The organism is Actinomadura rubteroloni (assembly GCF_002911665.1).
GTDB classification, from domain to species: Bacteria; Actinomycetota; Actinomycetes; order Streptosporangiales; family Streptosporangiaceae; genus Spirillospora; species Spirillospora rubteroloni.
Map to the genome: position 1 here is coordinate 1,559,204 of NZ_MTBP01000002.1, position 18,584 is coordinate 1,577,787.

Consider the following 18,584-nt stretch of genomic DNA (forward strand, 5'->3'; position numbering starts at 1 on the left):
TGCTTTTTCGTGATCACGACGCGCTACCGTCGGGTCACAACGGCACGTCCTGTCCATCGGGGGGCACGGCGGGCCGTTTCCTGACGGAGAACCACGCATGCGCCGCATTCTCGTCGTGTCCGTCGCGACGGTCACGCTGCTCGCCCCCGCCGGTGTCGCCCGTGCCGGGACCGTCGCCGCACCGAGCGTCATCACCGGTTTCACCGTCGCCACGACGGCCCTCGGAACGCTCCGGATCTCCGGCTGGCTGGCCGCGCCGGGCGCCCCGGTCGCCGGGAAGCACCTGGTGCTGGAGGCGGCGGACGCGTCCCACGGCGCCTGGCACATCGTGTCGCTGCCGAAAGCGCCCGTGACGAAGGCCGATGGCTCGTTCACCGCGTCCTACGACTTCATCGCCTACCCGCACGGCTACTACCGCGCCCGGTTCGCCGGGGACGACACCGTGGGCGCCGCGCTCAGCGGCGAGGCCCGCGACACGCGCGCCGACACGCGCGTCCGGGGCTGGTCGGCGTCCCGGCACAAGATCCGCAAGGGCTCGCGGGTCACGTTCGGCGGCACGCTGCTCCAGAAGTCCGGGACGTCCTGGACGCCGCTCAAGAACCAGCGCGTCTACATCATCGGCCGGATGCGCGGCAGGAAGACGTGGTACTGGTACGCGCGTCCGAAGACGAACGGCAAGGGCGTGTTCAAGGCCCGGTTCCGCGTCGCGCGCGACACCTACTTCACGTTCCAGTACTACGGCGACCGGACGCACTACACCGAGGTGCCGACCGTCGAGACGTTCGTCAACGTCCGCTGAGACGACGACGGCCCCCGGCGCGCAACGCCGGGGGCCGATCGGACGGACGTCAGACCGCGCGCTTGGTGCGGGCGCGGGTCCGCTCGCGGTCCTTGGCCGACAGCACGACCTTGCGGATGCGGACGGCGGTCGGCGTGACCTCGACGCACTCGTCCTCGCGGCAGAACTCCAGCGCCTCCTCCAGGCTGAGGATCGTCGGCGGGGTGAGGCGCTCCAGCTCGTCGCCGGTGGACGAGCGCATGTTCGTGAGCTTCTTCTCCTTGGTGATGTTGACGTCCATGTCGTCGGCGCGGGAGTTCACGCCGACGATCATGCCCTCGTACACCTCGGTGGTCGGCCCGACGAAGAAGGTGCCGCGCTCCTGCAGGTTCGTGATCGCGTACGCGGTCGCCACGCCGGACCGGTCGGCGACCAGCGACCCCGCCGGACGCATGCGCAGCTCGCCGAACCACGGCTCGTAGCTCTCGAAGACGTGGTGCGCCATGCCGGTGCCGCGCGTCTCGGTGAGGAACTCGGTGCGGAACCCGATGAGGCCGCGGGCCGGCACCAGGAACTCCATCCGGATCCAGCCGGTGCCGTGGTTGGTCATCTGCTCCATCCGGCCCTTGCGGACCGCCATGAGCTGGGTGACCGCGCCGAGGTGCTCCTCGGGGATGTCCACGGTGAGACGCTCGACCGGCTCGTGCTTCTTGCCGTCGATGGTCCGCGCGACGACCTGCGGCTTGCCGACCGTCAGCTCGTAGCCCTCGCGGCGCATGTTCTCGACCAGGATCGCCAGCGCCAGCTCGCCGCGGCCCTGCACCTCCCAGGCGTCGGGACGCTCGGTCGGCAGCACCTTGATCGACACATTGCCGACCAGCTCGCGGTCCAGGCGGTCCTTCACCATGCGGGCGGTGACCTTGGTGCCCTTCTCGCGGCCGGACATCGGGCTCGTGTTCGTGCCGATGGTCATGGAGATCGCGGGCTCGTCCACCGTGATGAGCGGCAGCGGGCGCGGGTCGTCGGGGTCGGCGATCGTGTCGCCGATCATGATCTCCGGGATGCCCGCGATCGCGATGATGTCGCCGGGGCCCGCCTCGTCGGCGGGCTTGCGGGTCAGCGCCTCGGTCATCAGCAGCTCGGTGATCCGGACCTTCTCGACGCTGCCGTCGTGGCGGCACCACGCGACCTGCTGGCCCTTCTTGATCACGCCGGCGTGGACGCGGCAGAGCGCGATCCGGCCGAGGTAGCTGGACGCGTCCAGGTTCGTCACGTGCGCCTGGAGCGGCGCGTCCGGGACGTAGGACGGCGCCGGGATCGTCTCCTTGATCACCTGGAACAGCGGCTCCAGGTCCTCGGCGGCGGGCATCTCGCCGTCGCCGGGCTTGTCCAGCGACGCGCGGCCCGCGCGGCCCGAGGCGTAGACGATCGGGAACTCGATCTGGTCCTCGGCGGCGTCGAGGTCCATGAACAGCTCGTAGGTCTCGTCCACGACCTCGTCGATGCGGGCGTCCGGCCGGTCGGTCTTGTTGACGACCAGGATCACCGGAAGCTTGGCCTCCAGCGCCTTGCGCAGCACGAACCGGGTCTGCGGCAGCGGGCCCTCGCTGGCGTCCACCAGCAGGACGACGCCGTCCACCATCGACAGGCCGCGCTCGACCTCGCCGCCGAAGTCGGCGTGGCCCGGGGTGTCGATGATGTTGATCGTCATCCCGTTGTGCAGGACGGCCGTGTTCTTCGCGAGGATCGTGATGCCCTTCTCGCGCTCCAGGTCGTCGGAGTCCATGACGCGGTCGTTCACGTCCTGGTTCTCCCGGAACGCTCCGGACTGCCAGAGCATGGCGTCGACCAGCGTCGTCTTGCCGTGGTCGACATGGGCGACGATGGCGACGTTGCGGAGGTCGTCGCGCGTGGAGAAGGGCATGCAGGCTCGCCTTGGGTGAGGGTTGGGCGTGGGGATTTCGTGACGCCGCGGACGAGCGGCCACTACCAGTCTACTCGGCCCGCGCGGCGCCCTTTCCGACTCGGCGTCGCGACCCGGCCCCGGCGGCCAATTGGTCATCTATGCGCATTCTTTGTAAGGTCTTTCGTCATCCGGGCGTTCCCTCGCCCCTGCTCTCGGGGCCGCGTCCGGATCCGCCGAGTCCCCCGGAGGGGGAGCCGGGGACCCAACCGGGCTTCTCGGGGTGAATCGACGCACGGCGTCGTAGGGCTTCTCCGGCCCGAACCCGTCAGCTAACCCGGCAGGCGGCGAGGAGAGGAGAGACCGGTTTTGGCACCGGATTCCCGGCGGCGCCGCTGGACGGCGCCCGCAGTCGCGGTGGCCGCGCTCGTCGGCCTCGGGCTCACCGGACCGGCCGTCGCGCACGCCGCGTCGCCGCTGACCGTCCTCGCGGCTCCCAAGCCCACCGAGAAGGAGCTGCGCAAGCAGCTCGACGACCTCAACACCCAGGCCGAGATCCTCACCGAGAAGTTCAACAAGGCCCGCGTCGACCTGGACCGCGCGCAGCGCGCCGAGGCCGCCGCCGCCCGCATCTCGGCGGACCTGGAGGCCAAGGTCGCGCCCGCCCGCCGGCAGCTCGCCGCGCTCGCCGCCGCGAACTACATGAGCGGCGGACCGGACGTCCTGTTCGGCTCCGGCGGCGCGGACGGCCTGTCCGACACCGCCTACCTCGCCCAGAACCAGGCGACGGTCGTCGCGTCCGTCCAGGCGGAGATCGACAAGGCCAACAAGGCCAAGCTGGCCGCCGAGCAGCGCACCGCGCAGGTCGCGCAGGCCAAGAAGCAGGTCGAGAACGCCCGCACCACCGCCCGCAACAAGATCGCGGAAGTGCAGAAGCAGCTCGACAAGCTCACCACCACGCACGTCAAGGACCCGCACACCGGGCTGTCGGCGACCGTCACCGGCTCGGGCCTGCCCGCGCGGATGGCCCGCAAGGCGCTGACCAAGATCGGCCGCCCGTACGTGTGGGGCGCCGCCGGGCCGAGCACCTTCGACTGCTCCGGGCTCGTCGTGTGGGCTTACGCGCAGGTCGGCAAGCCGGGACTGCCGCACTACACCGGGGACCTCTTCGAGCTGGGGACGAAGGTGAGCCGGGGCTCGCTCCAGTCCGGCGACCTCGTCTACTTCGGGTCCAACCTCCACCACATGGGGATCTACCTCGGCGGCGGGAAGTTCCTGCACGCGCCGTCGACCGGCGACGTCGTCAAGATCTCGGAGCTCTCGGACCGGTCCGACTTCGCGGGGGCCAACCGCATCGGCTAGTCCTCTTTGTCGGGATCTATTCCGCAACGCCCCGGGTGGGGAGTACGCTCCGGCGCAGTCCGTGAACGCCGTTCCGGCGCACCGGTGTTCGTCCCTCCGCCCGAAGGAGTTCCGGTGAGGTTCCGCAAGCCCGTCCTCGTCGCGGCCACGGCCGCCGCCGCCCTGCTGCCGGTCGCGGCCGTCGCCGCCCCGGCGGGCGCCGTACCGCCGCCCGCCGGACGGATCGCCGTCCAGGCCGCGCCGCTGCCCTCCGCGGACCAGTTGCTCGCGCTCGTCCTCACCGCGTTCCCCGCGAACATCCAGGCCGACGCGCGGCTGATCCTCGCCGGGGACTACATGAACGGGCTGCAGAAGCTCGTCGCGGACGTCCAGAAGCTCACGTCCGCGCAGCTCCAGGACATCGCCGCCAAGCTGCTCAAGTTGCTCAAGCTGCTGCCGACCGACCTCGGGAGCCTGTTCGGCGCACAGCTCTCCCAGGGCCTGTCCCACGACGAGGCGCTGACCGCGGCGATCACCGCGGCCCTCGCGCCCCGCCTTCAGTCCAAGTAGGGGGCGAGCAGGTCGACGATCGGCCGGTCGCCCGGCAGCCACGGGACGTCGTGCAGCTCGCCGGCGGTGAGCCAGCGCAGCTCCCGGTGCTCCAGGGCGCGCGGCTCGCCGTCCTCCAGCCGCGCCGTCCAGACCCGCAGGACGCCGCCGAGCACGAGCGGCCAGTCCCCGCCGACCCGGTCGCCGAGCACGACGCCGACGCCCAGCTCCTCCCGGCACTCGCGCACGAGCGCCTGCTCGTCGCTCTCCCCCGGATCGACCTTGCCGCCCGGGAACTCCCAGCCGCCCGCCAGCGCGGGCGGCTCCGCCCGCTGCGCCGCCAGCAACCGCCCGTCCGCGATGATCGCCGCACCGACCACTATCACCCCGCGTCACCCACTTTCCTCGCCGCCATCATGTCGTGTCCCCCAGGGGCAGCAGCTCGTCTGCCCAGGGGGAGCGGCTCCTTCGCCCAGGGGGAGCGACCCCCCTGGAACCCCCCGCCGGGCGCGCACGCAGCATCCTCGCTCGCAGAGCTCGCTGCGGTGCAGCCTGCGCGCTCGCGTTCTCCCGCGGACTCGCTGGCGCTCGCCCGCGTGAGAACGCGTGGCAACACGCGACCCACCGGGCGCGCAGGAACATGTGACGCGTAACACTTGAAGACACCAGACCCGTGGCACCCGTGGGGGCGTGGGGCGCGTGGGCGTGGGGGGTGCAGTCACGGGGTTCGGGTGGCGACGATGCGTTCGGCTCGGGCGACTATCGCGGCGAGGTGCTCGCCGTGGGCGCCGCGCCAGTAGATCCGACCGCAGGCCGCGCAGCGGCCGTAGGCGGTCTGGGTGCGGCGGGTGCCCTCCTCGAGCGCGTCCGCGACGTCCGCCGCGTCCACCGGGACGAGGGGGCCGTTGCAGGCTGTGCAGCGCGTCCATGGGCGCAGGATGGGCGCGAACCGGTCCAGGACGTCGTCGAGCTGGTCGTCGGGGCGCGAGCCGCGCACGTACGCGCCGAACCACAGCGCCCGGCGGCGCAGCAGGCCCCGGTCCTGTGTCAGCAGCACGCGGCGCTCGGCGCTCGCCCACCGGACGAGCGACGGGTCGTCGCAGTCGTTGTCGTAGGCCGTGTCCAGCCCTAGCAGGCGCATCCGGCGGGCGAGCGTGCCGAGGTGGACGTCCAGCAGGAAGCTCGGCGCGTCCTCACCCTCGGCCAGTGGCACACGTTGCGGACGCGCCACCGGACGCACCTCGACGCGTGTGCCGGGCGCGGGCCGGTGTCTCCCACTTGCCGGGACGCCGTCCACGACCAGTTCCCCGACCTCCGGCAGCGGCACGCCCAGCGCCTCCACCACGTGTCCCAGCGACGCGGTCCCGTCGTGCGCGAGCCGCGTCTCGGCGGCCCGCCGCGACGACGGCAGGAACATCAGCAGCGCGCCCGACACCGACACCGTGATCTCTTCGGCCACGGCGCCCAGGATGCCATGCGGCGCCGCGCGGTCCGTCCTGGTTTTCAGCCGCCCTGCGCGACGAACTGGGTGACCTTCTGCTGGAAGTCCTTGCGGGCCAGGGGACGCGTCGCCCCGACCCAGTCCGGCCTGCGGTAGGACTTCACGCCGATGTTCGGGCTGCACGTCGAGCAGCTCGCCACGACCATCATGCCCTTGCGCAGTACCATTCCGACGTGCCCGGGATTGTCGGACGACGTGCCCGGTCCGGAATTGAAGAACACCAGGTCGCCGGGTTGTTCCTCGCCCTTCTTGACCTTCACGCCGAACGGCCACTGCTCGAACGTCGTCCGGGGAATGCTCAGCCCGACGCTGCGGTAGGCGGCCTGGATGAGGCTGGAGCAGTCCCACGCGTCCGGGCCGGTCGCGCCGAAGATGTACCGCTTGCCGCGCTGCGCCAGCGCGAACGCCAGGATGCGCTGGACGAGCGCGGTGGCCTCGGGCGGCAGGTCGTCGTCCTTGCAGTCCACGCCGCCGGACTGGACGGGCGTGTAGTTCCCGTTCGCGTACTTCTTCGCCCAGGAAAGGACGAGGTTCACGTAGTCCCACGAGTGGTTGTACATGAACACGGCCGTGCGGGTCCGGGTGGGGGCGCCGTTGTGCTTGAGGTATTTGGCGGCCGTGGGAATGGCGTCGGCAGGGTTGTAGCGGTCTTTCTTGCCGTCCTTGTCGCCGTCCACCGCGAACTCGTCGAACGTCGGCTTCAGGAACTGCATCGGGCCGCCCGCGCCCGCGTAGTTCTCTCCGGACGACACGCCCGGCGACCGCGACTGGCCGTGGTCGGTCTCGACCTTTCCGATCCCTGCGAGCAGGTTCCACGGCAGCCCGTACTCCCGGCCCGCCTTCTTGTACAGGTCGAGATAGTTGGCGGGGATCGCGCGGGCCTCCGTCGCGGCGGCGGGCTGCGCGCCGGCGGACGAGGTGTCGGTGCAGTCGCCGCTGCCCGCGCCGCTCCCGCCGAACAGGAACTGGCTCGCGCCGAACAGCGTCGGGACGACCAGGAGCGCCGAGAACAGTCCGGCGACCGCGACGAGCGCCGCCGTCACCGCGAGCCGCCGCCGGCTCATCCGGTGTCCCCCTGCTGCCCGGTGCCCGCGGGCTCGAACGCGTAGACCCTGAGCGCGTCGCCGTCGCGGGAGACCGTCACGGCGTACTGCTGGCTGGTCCGCGCCGTGTGGCCGTCGCGGGTGACCTCCTGCTTCGCCGTCACCAGGAAGATGAGCGAGTTATCGCCGATGTCGTTGATGCGGTCCAGGGTGGCGCCGCTCGTCGCGACGACCTTGTGCGCCGTCCGCTCCTGCTGGAGGCCGGGCGACGCGGCGCCCTGCCGGAGCTGGTTCCCGAGGTCGTCGGTGACGAGCCCGGCCAGGCGCCGCAGGTAGGCGTCGGCGGGCTCGTCATAGCGGTACGTGCCGTACGCGGCGACGAACCGCTGCGCGGCGTCGGCGGCCGTGCCGAACTCCTGCTGGGAGAACGGCAGCAGCCGGTAGATGTCGAACGGGCCCGACCCGACCGTCCCGGAGATCCCGGGCGGCGGCGACGCGGGGCCCGTCGGCGCCGACGACACCGTCGGCCGGGGCTCGGCCTCGTCGTCGTGGCCGGACGGCGCGACCGTCAGGTACACGCCGATCGCCGCCAGGACGACCACCAGCCCGCCGAACAGCATCCTGCGCTGCCGGTCGTTCAGGTTCATGGCTCGTCGCCGTCGACCGGACGCAGCCAGAACGGCATCGGCGGCGCACCGTCACCGCCCCCGCCCGTCCGCCGCGACGCCCACAACGGTGGCGGAGCGGCACCGTTACCGCCGCCCGAGCCACCACTGTTCCCGCCACCGTTGCGGCCGCTGTTGCCGCCACCCGAGCCGCCGCCGCTCTTGCCGCCGCCGGAGCCGCCGCGCTGCCGGGGGACGCCGGAGGCCGGGTCCTTGCCGCCGCCGCGCGCCGGGGACGAGCCGTTGCGCCCGCCGCGACCGCCGCCGCCGCTCCCGGAGCCGCTCTTGCCGCCACCGCCGGAGTTCCCGTCGCCGCCGCCGCGTCCCCAGGACGGCGGGCGCGGCGAACCGCTCCCCGACCCGCCCGAGCCGCCGTCGCCGGATCCGCCGCCCGCGCCGGACGACCGTCCGCCGGTCACGATCCCGCCGATCCCGCCGCCGCTGCCGTTCGTCCCGCCGCCGGTCGTGCGCGGCGCCGTCGTGCCGCCCCCGTCCGGCGCGGTCGTCGCGCGGGACGGCAGGTTGAGCGGCGGCGCCGACTTGCGCGGACGCCCCTGCCCCGCCGCGCCGCCCTTCGGCTTGGCGGCGAGCACGGGCGCGGCGTCCGGCGACTGCGGGTCGCCCGCGCCGGCCGCCGCGACGCCGGTCCGCCGGTCCGCCGCGTCCGTCGTGGCGGGCTCGACGGCGCCGTCCCGCTTCCCGGCCCGGCCGAGCCGGTATCCGGCCGCGCCCGGCACCACCGCCGTCACCACGCCGGCCGTGTTCTTGCGCGCCTCGGACGCCGACCGGTCGAGCAGCGCCTCGCTCTTCTCCCGCCCGCCGACCGCCGAGTACCCGACCGCCGAGAACAGGTGCTGGAACGGCTTGCGGTACACGAACGCCGCGAACGTCACCAGCGCGATGAGCAGGATCTGCAGGCCCCACGGCAGCGTCTCGCCGAGGATCAGCCCGTACGCCCACAGCAGCAGCGCGAGCACACCGATCAGCGCCGCCTGTTTGAGCAGCATCGACAGCAGCAGTTCCAGCCAGCGCATGGCTATGACGCGGCCGATGCCCGGTTGGATGCCGATGCCGAGGAAGATCGGCCCGGCCACCAGCAGCAGCAGGAACGAGATCTTCACGACGATCAGCGCGATCGCGATGACGAGGATCAGCAGCCCCGCGACCAGCGCGGCGAACAGCGCGCCGAACGCCACGGCGAGCCGGCTCGTCCAGTTCTTGCCCTGGAACAGCGGGTAGGCGCCGGCGTGCTGATCCTTGATGTTCTTGGTGACGTCCTTGTACGCGTCCGCCTTCTTCGCCAGGTCGACCTTCTGCCCGCCGTAGGTCTCGGGGAGGTCCACGGCCTGCGACCAGAGCAGTTTGTCCGCGTTGTCCTTGACGATCGCGGCGTTCGGATCGGTCGTCCCGAACTCGCCCATCAGCCACGGCTTGCACACCAGCGCCACCCACAGGCCGTTGGCGTTGCGGGTCGTCGGATCGGTGTTCGCGGACGTGGACGGGTCCGGTTTACCGTCCGGTGTCGGAACGCACGTCCCGCCCTTGGTACTGCTCTGCGGTAGCGCCGCGTTGAACGCCGCGCTCGTCGCCTCCGACACCTTCGTCCCGAGCGTCGTGAAGTCCGCCGGACGGGAGACGAGCCAGATCAGCGCGACCATCGCCGCGACCATCCAGACGACGCCCTCCACGACCTTGCTCGCGCGCCGCCGGACGAGCCCCCACCACGCCAGCGTGATCGCGCCGACGATCACGACCCAGGACCAGTAGCGGGTGTTGAACGTCTTGCCGATGCTGCTGATGACGTCGTCGATCGTGCCCTTGAGCCAGCCGAGCAGCGACTCCGACGCCGCCGCCTGGTAGACGCTGATCGTCGTCCGGTCGATGGCGCGGACGAGCGTGAACGTCGTGTTGGCGAGGGCGTTGCCCATCATCGCCATCGCGTCCGAGCAGCCCATGTCGACCGCGTACCAGCTCTGCCCGGCCGTCCCGTACCGGTCGTAGTACGTAAGGTTCTGGGCGGGCGTCTTCTGCAGCTTCGCGTTCGGGTAGTCGGGCGGCTTGATCAGCCCGTCCGTCCCCGACCCGTACTGCTCCGGCGACGGATTGTCCGCCGGACGGCACGCGTCCCCCACGCTGGGCAGCGGGATCGACGCGGACGCGGGCGTGAGCGGGCTCAGCAGGAACAGCGCCATCAGCGTGAGCAGCAGCGCCGACCGGCGGGTGCGCGGACGGCGGCGGGCCGGACGGCGGGCTCGGTCGATGCGGCGCGGGTCCAGGCCGGCGCCGGGCGACGTCTGGAAGCCCGCCGGGCCGCGGCCCGCGCGGCGCGCGAGAGCCGCCGCGCCGGCGAGCGCGGCATGGGGCCGGTTCATCAGTGGACCTCCTCGACGTCGGCCCCCGCGGTCGTCAGATCGGCCGGTCCGGGATGGGACCGGGTCGGGTTGGTGTCCAGCCAGCGCCGCAGCTCCGCCGAGATCAGGTCGACGCCGATCCGCCCGGCCCGTCCGTCCAGGTCGCGGAACACGCACTCGCCGTTCCCGAGGTTGCGCAGCACGGTCTTGTGCTCGTCGGACGCCTCCACCCCCAGCAGAGACATCACGTTCCCCACCTCCACCCGTTCGGACGAGCGGAAGGAGAACACCGAGGACAGACAGTTCGTCACCTGCTCGTTCAACAGGTCGCCCGCGTTCTGCGAGACGAGGATCAGCGCGGTGTTGCGCGACCGCCCCATCCGGGAGACCTCGGGGACGAGCTTGGCCCCCTCGGGCGTCGAGGTGATCGCCCACGCCTCGTCCAGGAAGATCGCCTTGGGCAGCCGCCGGTCCAGCCCGTGCATGAGCCGCCGGGCGAACTGCGACACCAGGTACATGAGCGCGACCGACAGCCGCTGCTCGTAGGAGTAGTCCTCGCGGCCGATCGCGACGTCGGGGAGGGTGAGGCCGCCGAGCGTGAACACGGTCGTCCAGCCCGCGGTGTCGATCCGTTCCCCGCCGGACGGGTCGAAGCACAGCCGCGCGAGCCGCATCTCCGACATCGACCGCAGCACCGCGCCGAGGTTCTTGGACGCCGGGTCCGCCGCGGCCTCCAGGTAGTCCACGACGCGGCCGAGGGAGGGCCGTTCGGCGTTGGCGACGGCGCCGACGGCCTGGATCATCGCCGACTCGCGCTCCTCCGACATGCGCGGCAGCAGCAGCCGCAGCGTCTCGGTCGCCATCGTCTTGCGCGCCGCGAGGTCGTCGCCGAACGAGAATGGGTCGAGCAGGCCGGGCGCGGCCGAGCCGAGCGGCAGGATGCGCGCCCGGCGTCCGCGCGCCTGGAGCAGCCGGACGAGCGATTCGGCGTCGCCCTTGGGGTCGATCGCGGCGATCGTCACGCCGCGCAGCGCCATCTGGTAGAGCAGCAGCAGCGCGAGCGTGGTCTTGCCGCCGCCGGGCTCCCCGGTGATCGCGACGGCCGTCGGACGGTTCCGCGCCGCCGCGACCAGCGGGTCGAAGTGGACGATCGACCGCGCCCGCCCCAGCGTCTCCCCCACGTACGGGCCGATCCAGCCCTCGGCCGCGTCGTCGGGACGGTCCCCGAGGTCGACGGTCGCGACCGGCATCCCGCCCGCGATCGTCCGCAGGTGCTGGCGCTGGACGTAGGCGTTCAGCCGGATCCGGTCGCCGGGCAGCGACTCGCAGAACAGCGAGAACTGGTCGCCGGTGGAGTTGACGACGTCGATGCCGATGTCGCGGTAGTGCTCGACGACGGCGTCCACGCGCTGGGCGAGCAGGTCCTCGGTGGGCGCGGACACGATGAGCCGGTGCCACCCGTACACGAACGGCAGGCGTTCCTTGGTGATGCCGTGCTCCAGCATCCGGGCGGCCTCGATCTGCTCGGCGAGCGCGATCGGCGCCTCCTGCCCGGCCTCCCGGATGTGCTGGTCCATGTCGCGGGCGTGCGCGAGCTTGCGCGACACGTCCTTGGACGCCTTGGCGGGCGGGACGAGCTTCATCCGCGAGCTGATCTCCACCGGGAACGGCAGCGCGTCGGCGTAGTGCATCCACGGCTCGCCGTCCGGGAACGGCATCAGCTCGGGGAACCGGGCGAACGACAGGTACGCGACGTACGACTGCGCGGTCGCGCCGCCGCCCGCGCCGGTGAAGTTCGGCTGCTCGACGCGCAAGTAGGAGCGGCCGTTGTGGATGGCGCCCTCGACCAGCGCCTCGATCTCGCCCTTGCCCCACGTCCGGCGCGGGACGGCCGACGGCGGCGGATCGGCGAGCGACGCCGTCACCGCGTGCTGGAACAGCCACGCGACCTCGGTGGACGTCGCGTGCCTGGCGTACAGCGCGGACCCGCCGAGCGCCCGGCCGACGCGTTCGGCCTGGTCGCGCCAGCGGGCGATCTCCTTGGCGTCGATCGCGTCGTCCTCGATGCCGAGGACGTTCTCGCTCCGCTTGTAGAGGCCGAGGAGCTGCGGGATCACGCCGCCGCCGAGCTGGGCGCCCATCCCGCGCGGCCCGAGCCGGACGCCGAGGTAGACCTCCTTCGTCCAGAAGTCCTTCGCCCACACGTGCGCGTAGGACTCCTCCAGGTACTCGCGCCAGCCCGGCCCGCCGTCGGACGTGCGGTCCAGCGCGAGCGCCCACTCGGCCGCCGGGTAGGTGCGGTGCGCGATCCGCAGATGGATCTCGGCGTCCTGCATCCGGATCCCGGCGAGCGCGATCGTGATGTTGGTGGCGAGGGCTTCGCGTTCCTCGCCCGTCGTGAACTCGTACGACACGGTCGGCAGCCGGAAGTAGACCCACGCGGCGGTGTCGGTGAGCAGGACGCGGTCGTCGAAGTAGCGTACGGCGAGTCGGCTCGACCGGGCCTTGGCCGCCCGGCTCATCGGGCCGCCCCGTCGCGCGCGGACGCCACATTCCCATATCGGACGCGCAACGTATCTCTACCGCTCCGTCCCGGCTCGTACCATCCGGGACGAGGCGGGCGTGGGGGGGCGGTCATCGCGTGGCCTCCTGCTCCTGCTGCAGCTCCTGGTAACGCTCGGGCACGACGCTGAACCCGCCGGCGACCACGCCGGCGAGGGCAAGATAGGCGCGGCGCGTCGGGGCGCGCAACGACTTCAGCTCGTTCCTCGGCGCGCGGTCCATGCTGAGGTGATCGTCCCACGGGATCCGGACGAGCGCCCGGCAGCGTCCGCGCGCCACCGACTCGGCGTGCTCGACGTCGCCCATGCTGCGCCGGCTGACCCCGTTGATGACGGTGACGGCCCGGGAGCGCAACTCGGCGTATCCGTGCCCGTCCAGCCACTCGAACGTCATCGCGACGGCGCGGGGCGCGTCGGCGCTGGCGGGCGCGACCAGCACGATCTGGTCGGCGTGCGGGAGGACGCGCGCGACGACGGCGGCCGCCGCGTCCAGCAGCGTCACCGAGTAGAAGCGGTCGATGGTGCGGATCGCGGTGGCGTAGTCGCGGTCGTCCAGCGCCTGCAACGGGTTCTTGCCCGCCGCGATGACGTCGAGGCCGGACTTGGCCTGGGACGTGTACCGCCGCATCGCGGTGAGGCTCCCCACCTGGTCGGCGTGCGCGATCAGGCCGGTCAGCGTCTCGTTGGTCTCGCTGCGAGTGCGGCGGGCGAGCGCGCCGGGCCCGGGGTTGACGTCCACCGCGACGATCGGCTCGCCGTTGTGGTGCGCGAACGTGTGCCCGAGCATCAGCGACGTGACCGTCTGCCCCGCGCCGCCGGTGCACCCGAGCACGACGATGTGCCGGGTCCCGTGGAACGTCTGCTGGATGCGCTGCTGGTACTCGGCGTCGGCCTCGCCGTGCCCGCCGCCGACGGCCTGGACGAGCCGCCGCAGCCCGCCCGGCGTGACCTCGTGCTCGGGCCCCGGCGGCGTGATCGCGGGCTCGGACGCGGGCGGCTCGGGCGGCGGCGGCAACGGCCGGCTCCGCACCGGCGACACCGGCCCGGACCGCCCCTCACGCGGCGGCGCCTGCCCGTCCCCGGCCTCCTGGTCCCCGTCCGCGTCCCACCGCCCCGGCGGCCCGGACGGCGCCTCCCGCCGCTCCTGCGGCGGCTGCGGCATCGGTACCGAGGGCAACGGCGGCGGAACCTCCAACGGCTCCCCGCCCTGCCCGGACACGTCCTGCGGCGCCCCACCCCGCCCAGGCCGCTGCGCACCCTGCTGCGCCCCGCCCTGGCGCGTCCCGCCGTGCTGGGTCCCGCCGTGCTGAGTCCCGCCCTGGTGCGTCCCGTCCTGCTGCGGGCCGTCCTGCTGCGGGCCGCCCTGCTGCGGGCCGCCTTGGCGCGTCCCTGCCTGCGCGGGCTGCTGCGCGCCTACCTGCGGGATACCGCTCTGCTGAGTCCCGCTCTGCTGAGCACCGGCCTCCGCTGGCTGCTGCGCGCCCGCCTGGGGCACACCGCTCTGCGGCATCCCGCTCTGCGGCGCACCGCTCTGCTGGCCTCCGCCCCGCTGCACCTGGCCCGGCCGCGAACGGCCTTGCTGCGGCCCGGAGCGCCCTCCGTCGTCCTGCGGAGGCCGCTGAGCACCGGCCTGCGGCGCGCTGCTCGACGCGGGCGCGGGCTGCTGCCCCGGACGCGTCGCCGGGGGCTGCGGCGGCTCGGGCCGCCGCTCCCCTGCGCGCTGCGGCGCGGACGGCTGCGGCACCGGACCGTACTGCGTCCCCGGCTCCTGCCCGGGGGCCTGCGGCCCGTACTGCGTCCCCGGCCCCTGCGGCGCGGACGGCTGCTGAGCGGCCGGACGGCCCGGACTCTGCGGGCCGCGCTGCCCGGGCGGCCACACGCGCGGGTCGTCGTCCTCGGCCGCCTGCGGCGGCCCGGCGGGCGCCGGGCGGGGCCGCGAGAGCCCGTCAGACCACGGCCGCGGCGGCTCACGCCGCGCCGGGCCCGGACCGGCGGAGGGCTCCAGCGGCGCGGACGGCTCAGCGGGCGTGCGGGCACCGCCGAACGCCCCGGGCACCTGCGGGATGTCCGGCCGCGTGACCGGCGGCTGCGGCGGGACGGACCGTCGCACCTGCGGAATGTCCGGACGCGTCGCCGGCGGCTTCTTCCGCCCCGACCCGGGTTTGCGCTGACCCGCGACGACGACGTCGCCGGGCTCGCCGTTGAACGCCAGCTCCTCCGCGGGCGCAGGCGCGGGCGGCGGCAGCGGCTGCTGCGGAATGTCCGGACGCGTAGGCCGGGGAAGCCGCACCCGACCCGCCCAAGCACTGGACGGCTCGTCCCCATCGCTTGAAGCCGCGACCTCCGGCTCGTCCACCCGACCACCGGCGCTTTCCAGAGATCCAGGCGAAGCGACAGGTTCCTCCGCACGCGCGACCGGCACAGGCGACTCAGCCCGAGCAGGACGCCACTCGTCCCCCGGCCCGCCCGCCTCCGCCCCGTCAGGACGCTCCTCACCCGGCACAGGCGACTCAGACACGCCCGGCTGCCGCTCCCCCGAGACAGGCGACTCAGGCAAGGCCGAGCGCTGCCCGCCCGAAACGGGCGACTCAGACGCGACCGGGCGTCCCTCCCCCGGCATCGGCGGTTCGGGCGCAGCCGAACGCCCCTCGCCCGGAACGGGCGGCTCAGACACGGCCGAGCGCCGCCCACCGTGTCCGGACGACTCGGACACGAGCGGGCGCTCCTCGCCCGGCACCGGCGGTTCAGGCACGGCCGGGCGCCCCTCGCCCGGAACGGGCGACTCAGACACGGCCGAGCTCCGCCCACCGTGCGCGGACGCGAGCGGGCGCTGCCCGCTCGGGACGGGCGGCTCGGACGCGAGTGGGCGCCCCTCTCCCGGCATGGGCGACTGAGGCGCGGCCGAACGCTGTTCGCCCGGAACGGGCGGTTCGGACACGGCCGAGCTCCGCCCACCGTGCCCCGACGACTCGGACGCGAGCGGGCGCTGCTCGCCCGGAACGGGCGGCTCGGGCGGGAGTGGGCGGCGGGCGGTGGGGACGGGGGGCTCGGGGACGGGCGAGGGTTGGCGATCCGGCGCGGCGGGGTTGCGGGCCAGGCCGGGGCGTGGGCGTTGGACGGGCTCGGCCGGGCGGCGGTCTTCGTTCGTCAAGGGTTCGGGGGCGCGCCGCGCGGGGTCCTCGTCGTCGCCCGGGTCCGCCGCCTTCCAGAACTCGGGGTGGCCGCCCGGACGGCGCACTCCGGACGCGAACGCGCGCTTGCCCGTCGGGCCGGACGGGCGCGCGGGCGTGCCGCTTCGGGTCTCCGTCTCGGTCTCGCGGACGGGCTGCGGCTCCGGCGCGGGCGGCGCTGGCGGCGCGGAGTGCGAGGCGGGCGACGGTACGTCGTCCTCGTGGGAGATGTCGCGGTCGGTCCGCCGCCACGGCTTCGGCGCGGACGGACGACGCTGCTGCGCGGCGGCCGCGGGCGTGGGCCGCTGGACGGGCTCCGGCTCGGCGGGTTCGAGCGCGGGCGGCTCCGGTTCGGTGAAAACGACCGGGCGCGGCGCGCTGCGCGGCAGGGGCGGCGGGCCGGATGTGCCGGCGGCGGCGGGCACGAGCGCGGGGGCTTCGGGCGCCTCTTCGACCGTCGTCCGGCGGCGGGACCGGCGGCGTTCCTTGACGGCCGCGCGTTCGGGCGCGACGGCCTGCGCGGGCAGGTCGGGGCGGCTCCACACGCGCGCGACGATGACGACCTCGCGCGGCTCCCGGATCGGCGTCAGACGGCACCAGGTGCGCGGCTCGGCGAGGAACCGCGTCTGCGACAGCAGCAGTTCGGTGAGCCGCTTGCCCTCGATGACCGGACGCGTCGCGAGCCAGGTCAGGACGCCGGGCGGGACGATGTAGAGAACGTGCCACGGCTGGTGGAACGGGATCCCGATGACGGTGAGCAGCACGATCCACGGGACGAACACACCGATGAAGACGCCGATCTGGACCAGCGGCAACGGCATCGGGAGCCGCAGGTCGTACAGCTTGTAGATCCGGCGCTCGATGCGCCAGATGCTCGTGTACGTGGGCAGGTCCACGCGTCTTCTCCCCTCACTGTGCCCGCCGGGTCCGGCCGTCCGGCCGCGTCCCGCCCGCCGGGACCCCGCCGGTCAGCTCGGGTCAGTCGACACCGAGGGCCTTGGCGATCGCCTTGGCCGTCGTCTCGATGATGTTGGGCACATAGAAGACCACTCCGATGCCGATCGCGAGGACGATGAACTGGACGAACCGCGTGATCTCCCGGGTGAAGAGGAAGAAGATCGCGACGATCGAGACGATGACGAGGAACAGCGGGCCGAAGATGCCCCGCAGCCAGTCGGCGAGCTGGTCGGTCTTCAGTTCGTCGTTCGGCTCCGCCAGAACCTCATGGGGAATCGACGCCATGATGTGGTGCAGCATCGACTGCCTACCTTCCTGGGTCGCCGGTGGTCGGGAGGACGGTGCCCCGCGGGGGACGTGCCTTATGGTGCCGGACCGGCGCCCGGTGACGGGAATCGCGCCGCTCAGCGCGGCGCGGACCGGCCGGGGGGCGGGTCGCGGGCGCGGTCACGGCGTGCTCGGTTCGGTCACGCCCCGGACGTCCCGGACGTACCAGTTGCCGGATTTCTTGATCATGTCGAGCCGGTAGTCCTGCTCCAGCTCGCCGCCGCCCGCGCCGCCGCCGGTCGCCGGGACCTGCCAGGCCACGGTCGCGGTGACGACGCGCTCCCCCGGCTGGCCCTTGGGCGCGATGACGCCCCGGACCTGCACGAACGTGACCGAGCCGTTGAGCCCGGTGAGGGCGGGCCCGGCCGCGAACCGCGACAGGGACGCCTGGTCGCTCTGGGCGTAGGCGGGGAAGAACTTGGCGAGGACGGGCGTCAGCTCGTCCTCCAGGGCGGTGTCGCGGTCGCGGACGCCGCCGGCCGGCAGCGCGGCGCGGGCGGGCGGCGGCAGCAGCGCGGGCCGGGCGGACACGACCATCGCGTCGGCGCTCGCGGCGTAGACGGGCACGGCGAGCCGGAACCACTTGTCCTGGCTGCGCGCCAGCAGGGTGACGGTGCCGTTGTGGGCGTCGCGCGAGTCCACCCCGGCGACCTGGACGGACTGGACCTGCAGCTTCCCGATCCCGTTCCACCCGAACTGCCCGTCGCCGCCGTCCGGCAGGAAGCCGCGCAACTGCGCCTCGCGGGCGGGCCCGGACTTCTGGTCGTAGTTCAGGTAGACGCCCGCGAACTGGAGCGCGAACGCGCCCGCCGCGCTCGCCGGGAAGCCCGTGCCCTTGCCGGGCGCGGCCGTGCGCTCGGCCGACGGCGTGTCGGACGCGGTGAACCGCTCGAACGGCGCCCGGACCCCGTTCACCACGATGACGATGATCAGCGCCCACAGCACGGCGCGGCCGAGCCACACCCACCACCGGCCGCCCGAGCCGCCCCACCGGCCGCCCCGGTTCCGGTCCCGGCGCGGTTCGGGCGGATCGAAGACGCCGTCGGACGGGTCGAACCCGTCCGTCCGGGACTCGTCCGCCTCGGCGGTCCTGCGGCCGTCCCGCACGGCCGACCTGCGCGCCATCATGCCTCCGCTCGCACCTCGCCCCGGGCCGGCGCGTCCCCGATGCCCGCTTCCGTTGGAACGGTTCGTCCGACCCCATCTCGGGCCAGACTAACCACGAACGTCAATTCTTCCAGCGCATCGCGGCAAAGCACAGCCCCGCCGCGCGGTTGTGGATAACGCATTCGATTCCGCTCTGAACAGGGAGGAGTGCCAAACGGTGACGAACCCCTTCCCCGGACTCCGAACGACGTGCCGGGGCGGTCCGGAGACGAACGGCGCGGAGCGCCCGCGCCCCGGCCGGGACGGCGCGCCGCCGCAACCGAACACCGAG

Annotated in this window: 13 protein-coding genes and 1 riboswitch; of the genes, 3 read left to right on the forward strand and 10 right to left on the reverse strand. The window is 73.4% G+C overall.

Annotated features, from left to right (window positions below):
* The first annotated feature begins 97 nt into the window (after positions 1–97).
* A complete protein-coding gene (locus BTM25_RS18600) occupies positions 98–799 on the forward strand; it encodes a hypothetical protein (protein ID WP_103564123.1) in 702 nt (233 codons plus the stop codon).
* Between the two features lie 49 nt (positions 800–848).
* On the opposite strand, the gene typA is transcribed toward BTM25_RS18600, so the two are convergent.
* Entirely contained in the window at positions 849–2,702 is a 1,854-nt protein-coding gene (gene typA / locus BTM25_RS18605; RefSeq protein WP_103564124.1) for a translational GTPase TypA, read from the reverse strand.
* Between the two features lie 203 nt (positions 2,703–2,905).
* Positions 2,906–3,043, forward strand: a riboswitch (cyclic di-AMP (ydaO/yuaA leader).
* Between the two features lie 7 nt (positions 3,044–3,050).
* On the opposite strand from typA, the gene BTM25_RS18610 reads away from it, so the two are divergent.
* Complete coding sequence (locus BTM25_RS18610; protein ID WP_103564125.1) at positions 3,051–4,043, forward strand: C40 family peptidase; 993 nt, start codon at positions 3,051–3,053, stop codon at positions 4,041–4,043.
* A gap of 114 nt (positions 4,044–4,157) precedes the next feature.
* Positions 4,158–4,592 (forward strand): hypothetical protein, encoded by a 435-nt coding sequence (locus tag BTM25_RS18615; RefSeq protein WP_103564126.1) that lies wholly within the window; start codon positions 4,158–4,160, stop codon positions 4,590–4,592.
* On the opposite strand, the gene BTM25_RS18620 is transcribed toward BTM25_RS18615, so the two are convergent.
* The 9 genes from BTM25_RS18620 to BTM25_RS18660 all read right to left on the reverse strand — a co-directional run bounded on the left by BTM25_RS18620 (position 4,580) and on the right by BTM25_RS18660 (position 18,274).
* Positions 4,580–4,957, reverse strand: a complete 378-nt coding sequence (locus BTM25_RS18620) for a (deoxy)nucleoside triphosphate pyrophosphohydrolase (protein WP_103564127.1) — start codon at positions 4,955–4,957, stop codon at positions 4,580–4,582. The genes BTM25_RS18615 and BTM25_RS18620 overlap by 13 nt on opposite strands.
* A 332-nt stretch (positions 4,958–5,289) precedes the next feature.
* Positions 5,290–5,988, reverse strand: a complete 699-nt coding sequence (locus BTM25_RS18625; protein ID WP_103564722.1) for a Mut7-C RNAse domain-containing protein — start codon at positions 5,986–5,988, stop codon at positions 5,290–5,292.
* Between the two features lie 86 nt (positions 5,989–6,074).
* Positions 6,075–7,136 carry a C40 family peptidase gene (locus BTM25_RS18630; protein ID WP_103564128.1) on the reverse strand — a complete coding sequence of 354 codons (1,062 nt, stop codon included), beginning with the start codon at positions 7,134–7,136 and terminating at the stop codon, positions 6,075–6,077.
* Positions 7,133–7,762 (reverse strand): hypothetical protein, encoded by a 630-nt coding sequence (locus BTM25_RS18635; protein WP_103564129.1) that lies wholly within the window; start codon positions 7,760–7,762, stop codon positions 7,133–7,135. The genes BTM25_RS18630 and BTM25_RS18635 overlap by 4 nt, the downstream gene beginning before the upstream one ends.
* A complete protein-coding gene (locus BTM25_RS30725; RefSeq protein WP_103564130.1) occupies positions 7,759–10,152 on the reverse strand; it encodes a type IV secretion system protein in 2,394 nt (797 codons plus the stop codon). Before BTM25_RS30725 ends, BTM25_RS18635 begins: the two co-directional genes overlap by 4 nt.
* Positions 10,152–12,653 carry an ATP-binding protein gene (locus BTM25_RS18645; protein WP_103564131.1) on the reverse strand — a complete coding sequence of 834 codons (2,502 nt, stop codon included), beginning with the start codon at positions 12,651–12,653 and terminating at the stop codon, positions 10,152–10,154. Before BTM25_RS18645 ends, BTM25_RS30725 begins: the two co-directional genes overlap by 1 nt.
* A gap of 112 nt (positions 12,654–12,765) precedes the next feature.
* Positions 12,766–16,758, reverse strand: coding sequence for a TcpE family conjugal transfer membrane protein (locus BTM25_RS18650; protein ID WP_103564132.1), 3,993 nt, complete (start codon positions 16,756–16,758; stop codon positions 12,766–12,768).
* Positions 16,759–16,840: 82 nt separating this feature from the next.
* Positions 16,841–17,104: a hypothetical protein gene (locus BTM25_RS18655; RefSeq protein WP_235828543.1), complete on the reverse strand. Its 264-nt coding sequence runs from the start codon at positions 17,102–17,104 to the stop codon at positions 16,841–16,843.
* A 162-nt stretch (positions 17,105–17,266) separates the two neighbouring features.
* The gene (locus BTM25_RS18660; protein ID WP_103564134.1) at positions 17,267–18,274 is read right to left on the reverse strand and encodes a conjugal transfer protein; all 1,008 of its coding nucleotides are present in this window, start codon (positions 18,272–18,274) and stop codon (positions 17,267–17,269) included.
* Positions 18,275–18,584: the final 310 nt, after the last annotated feature.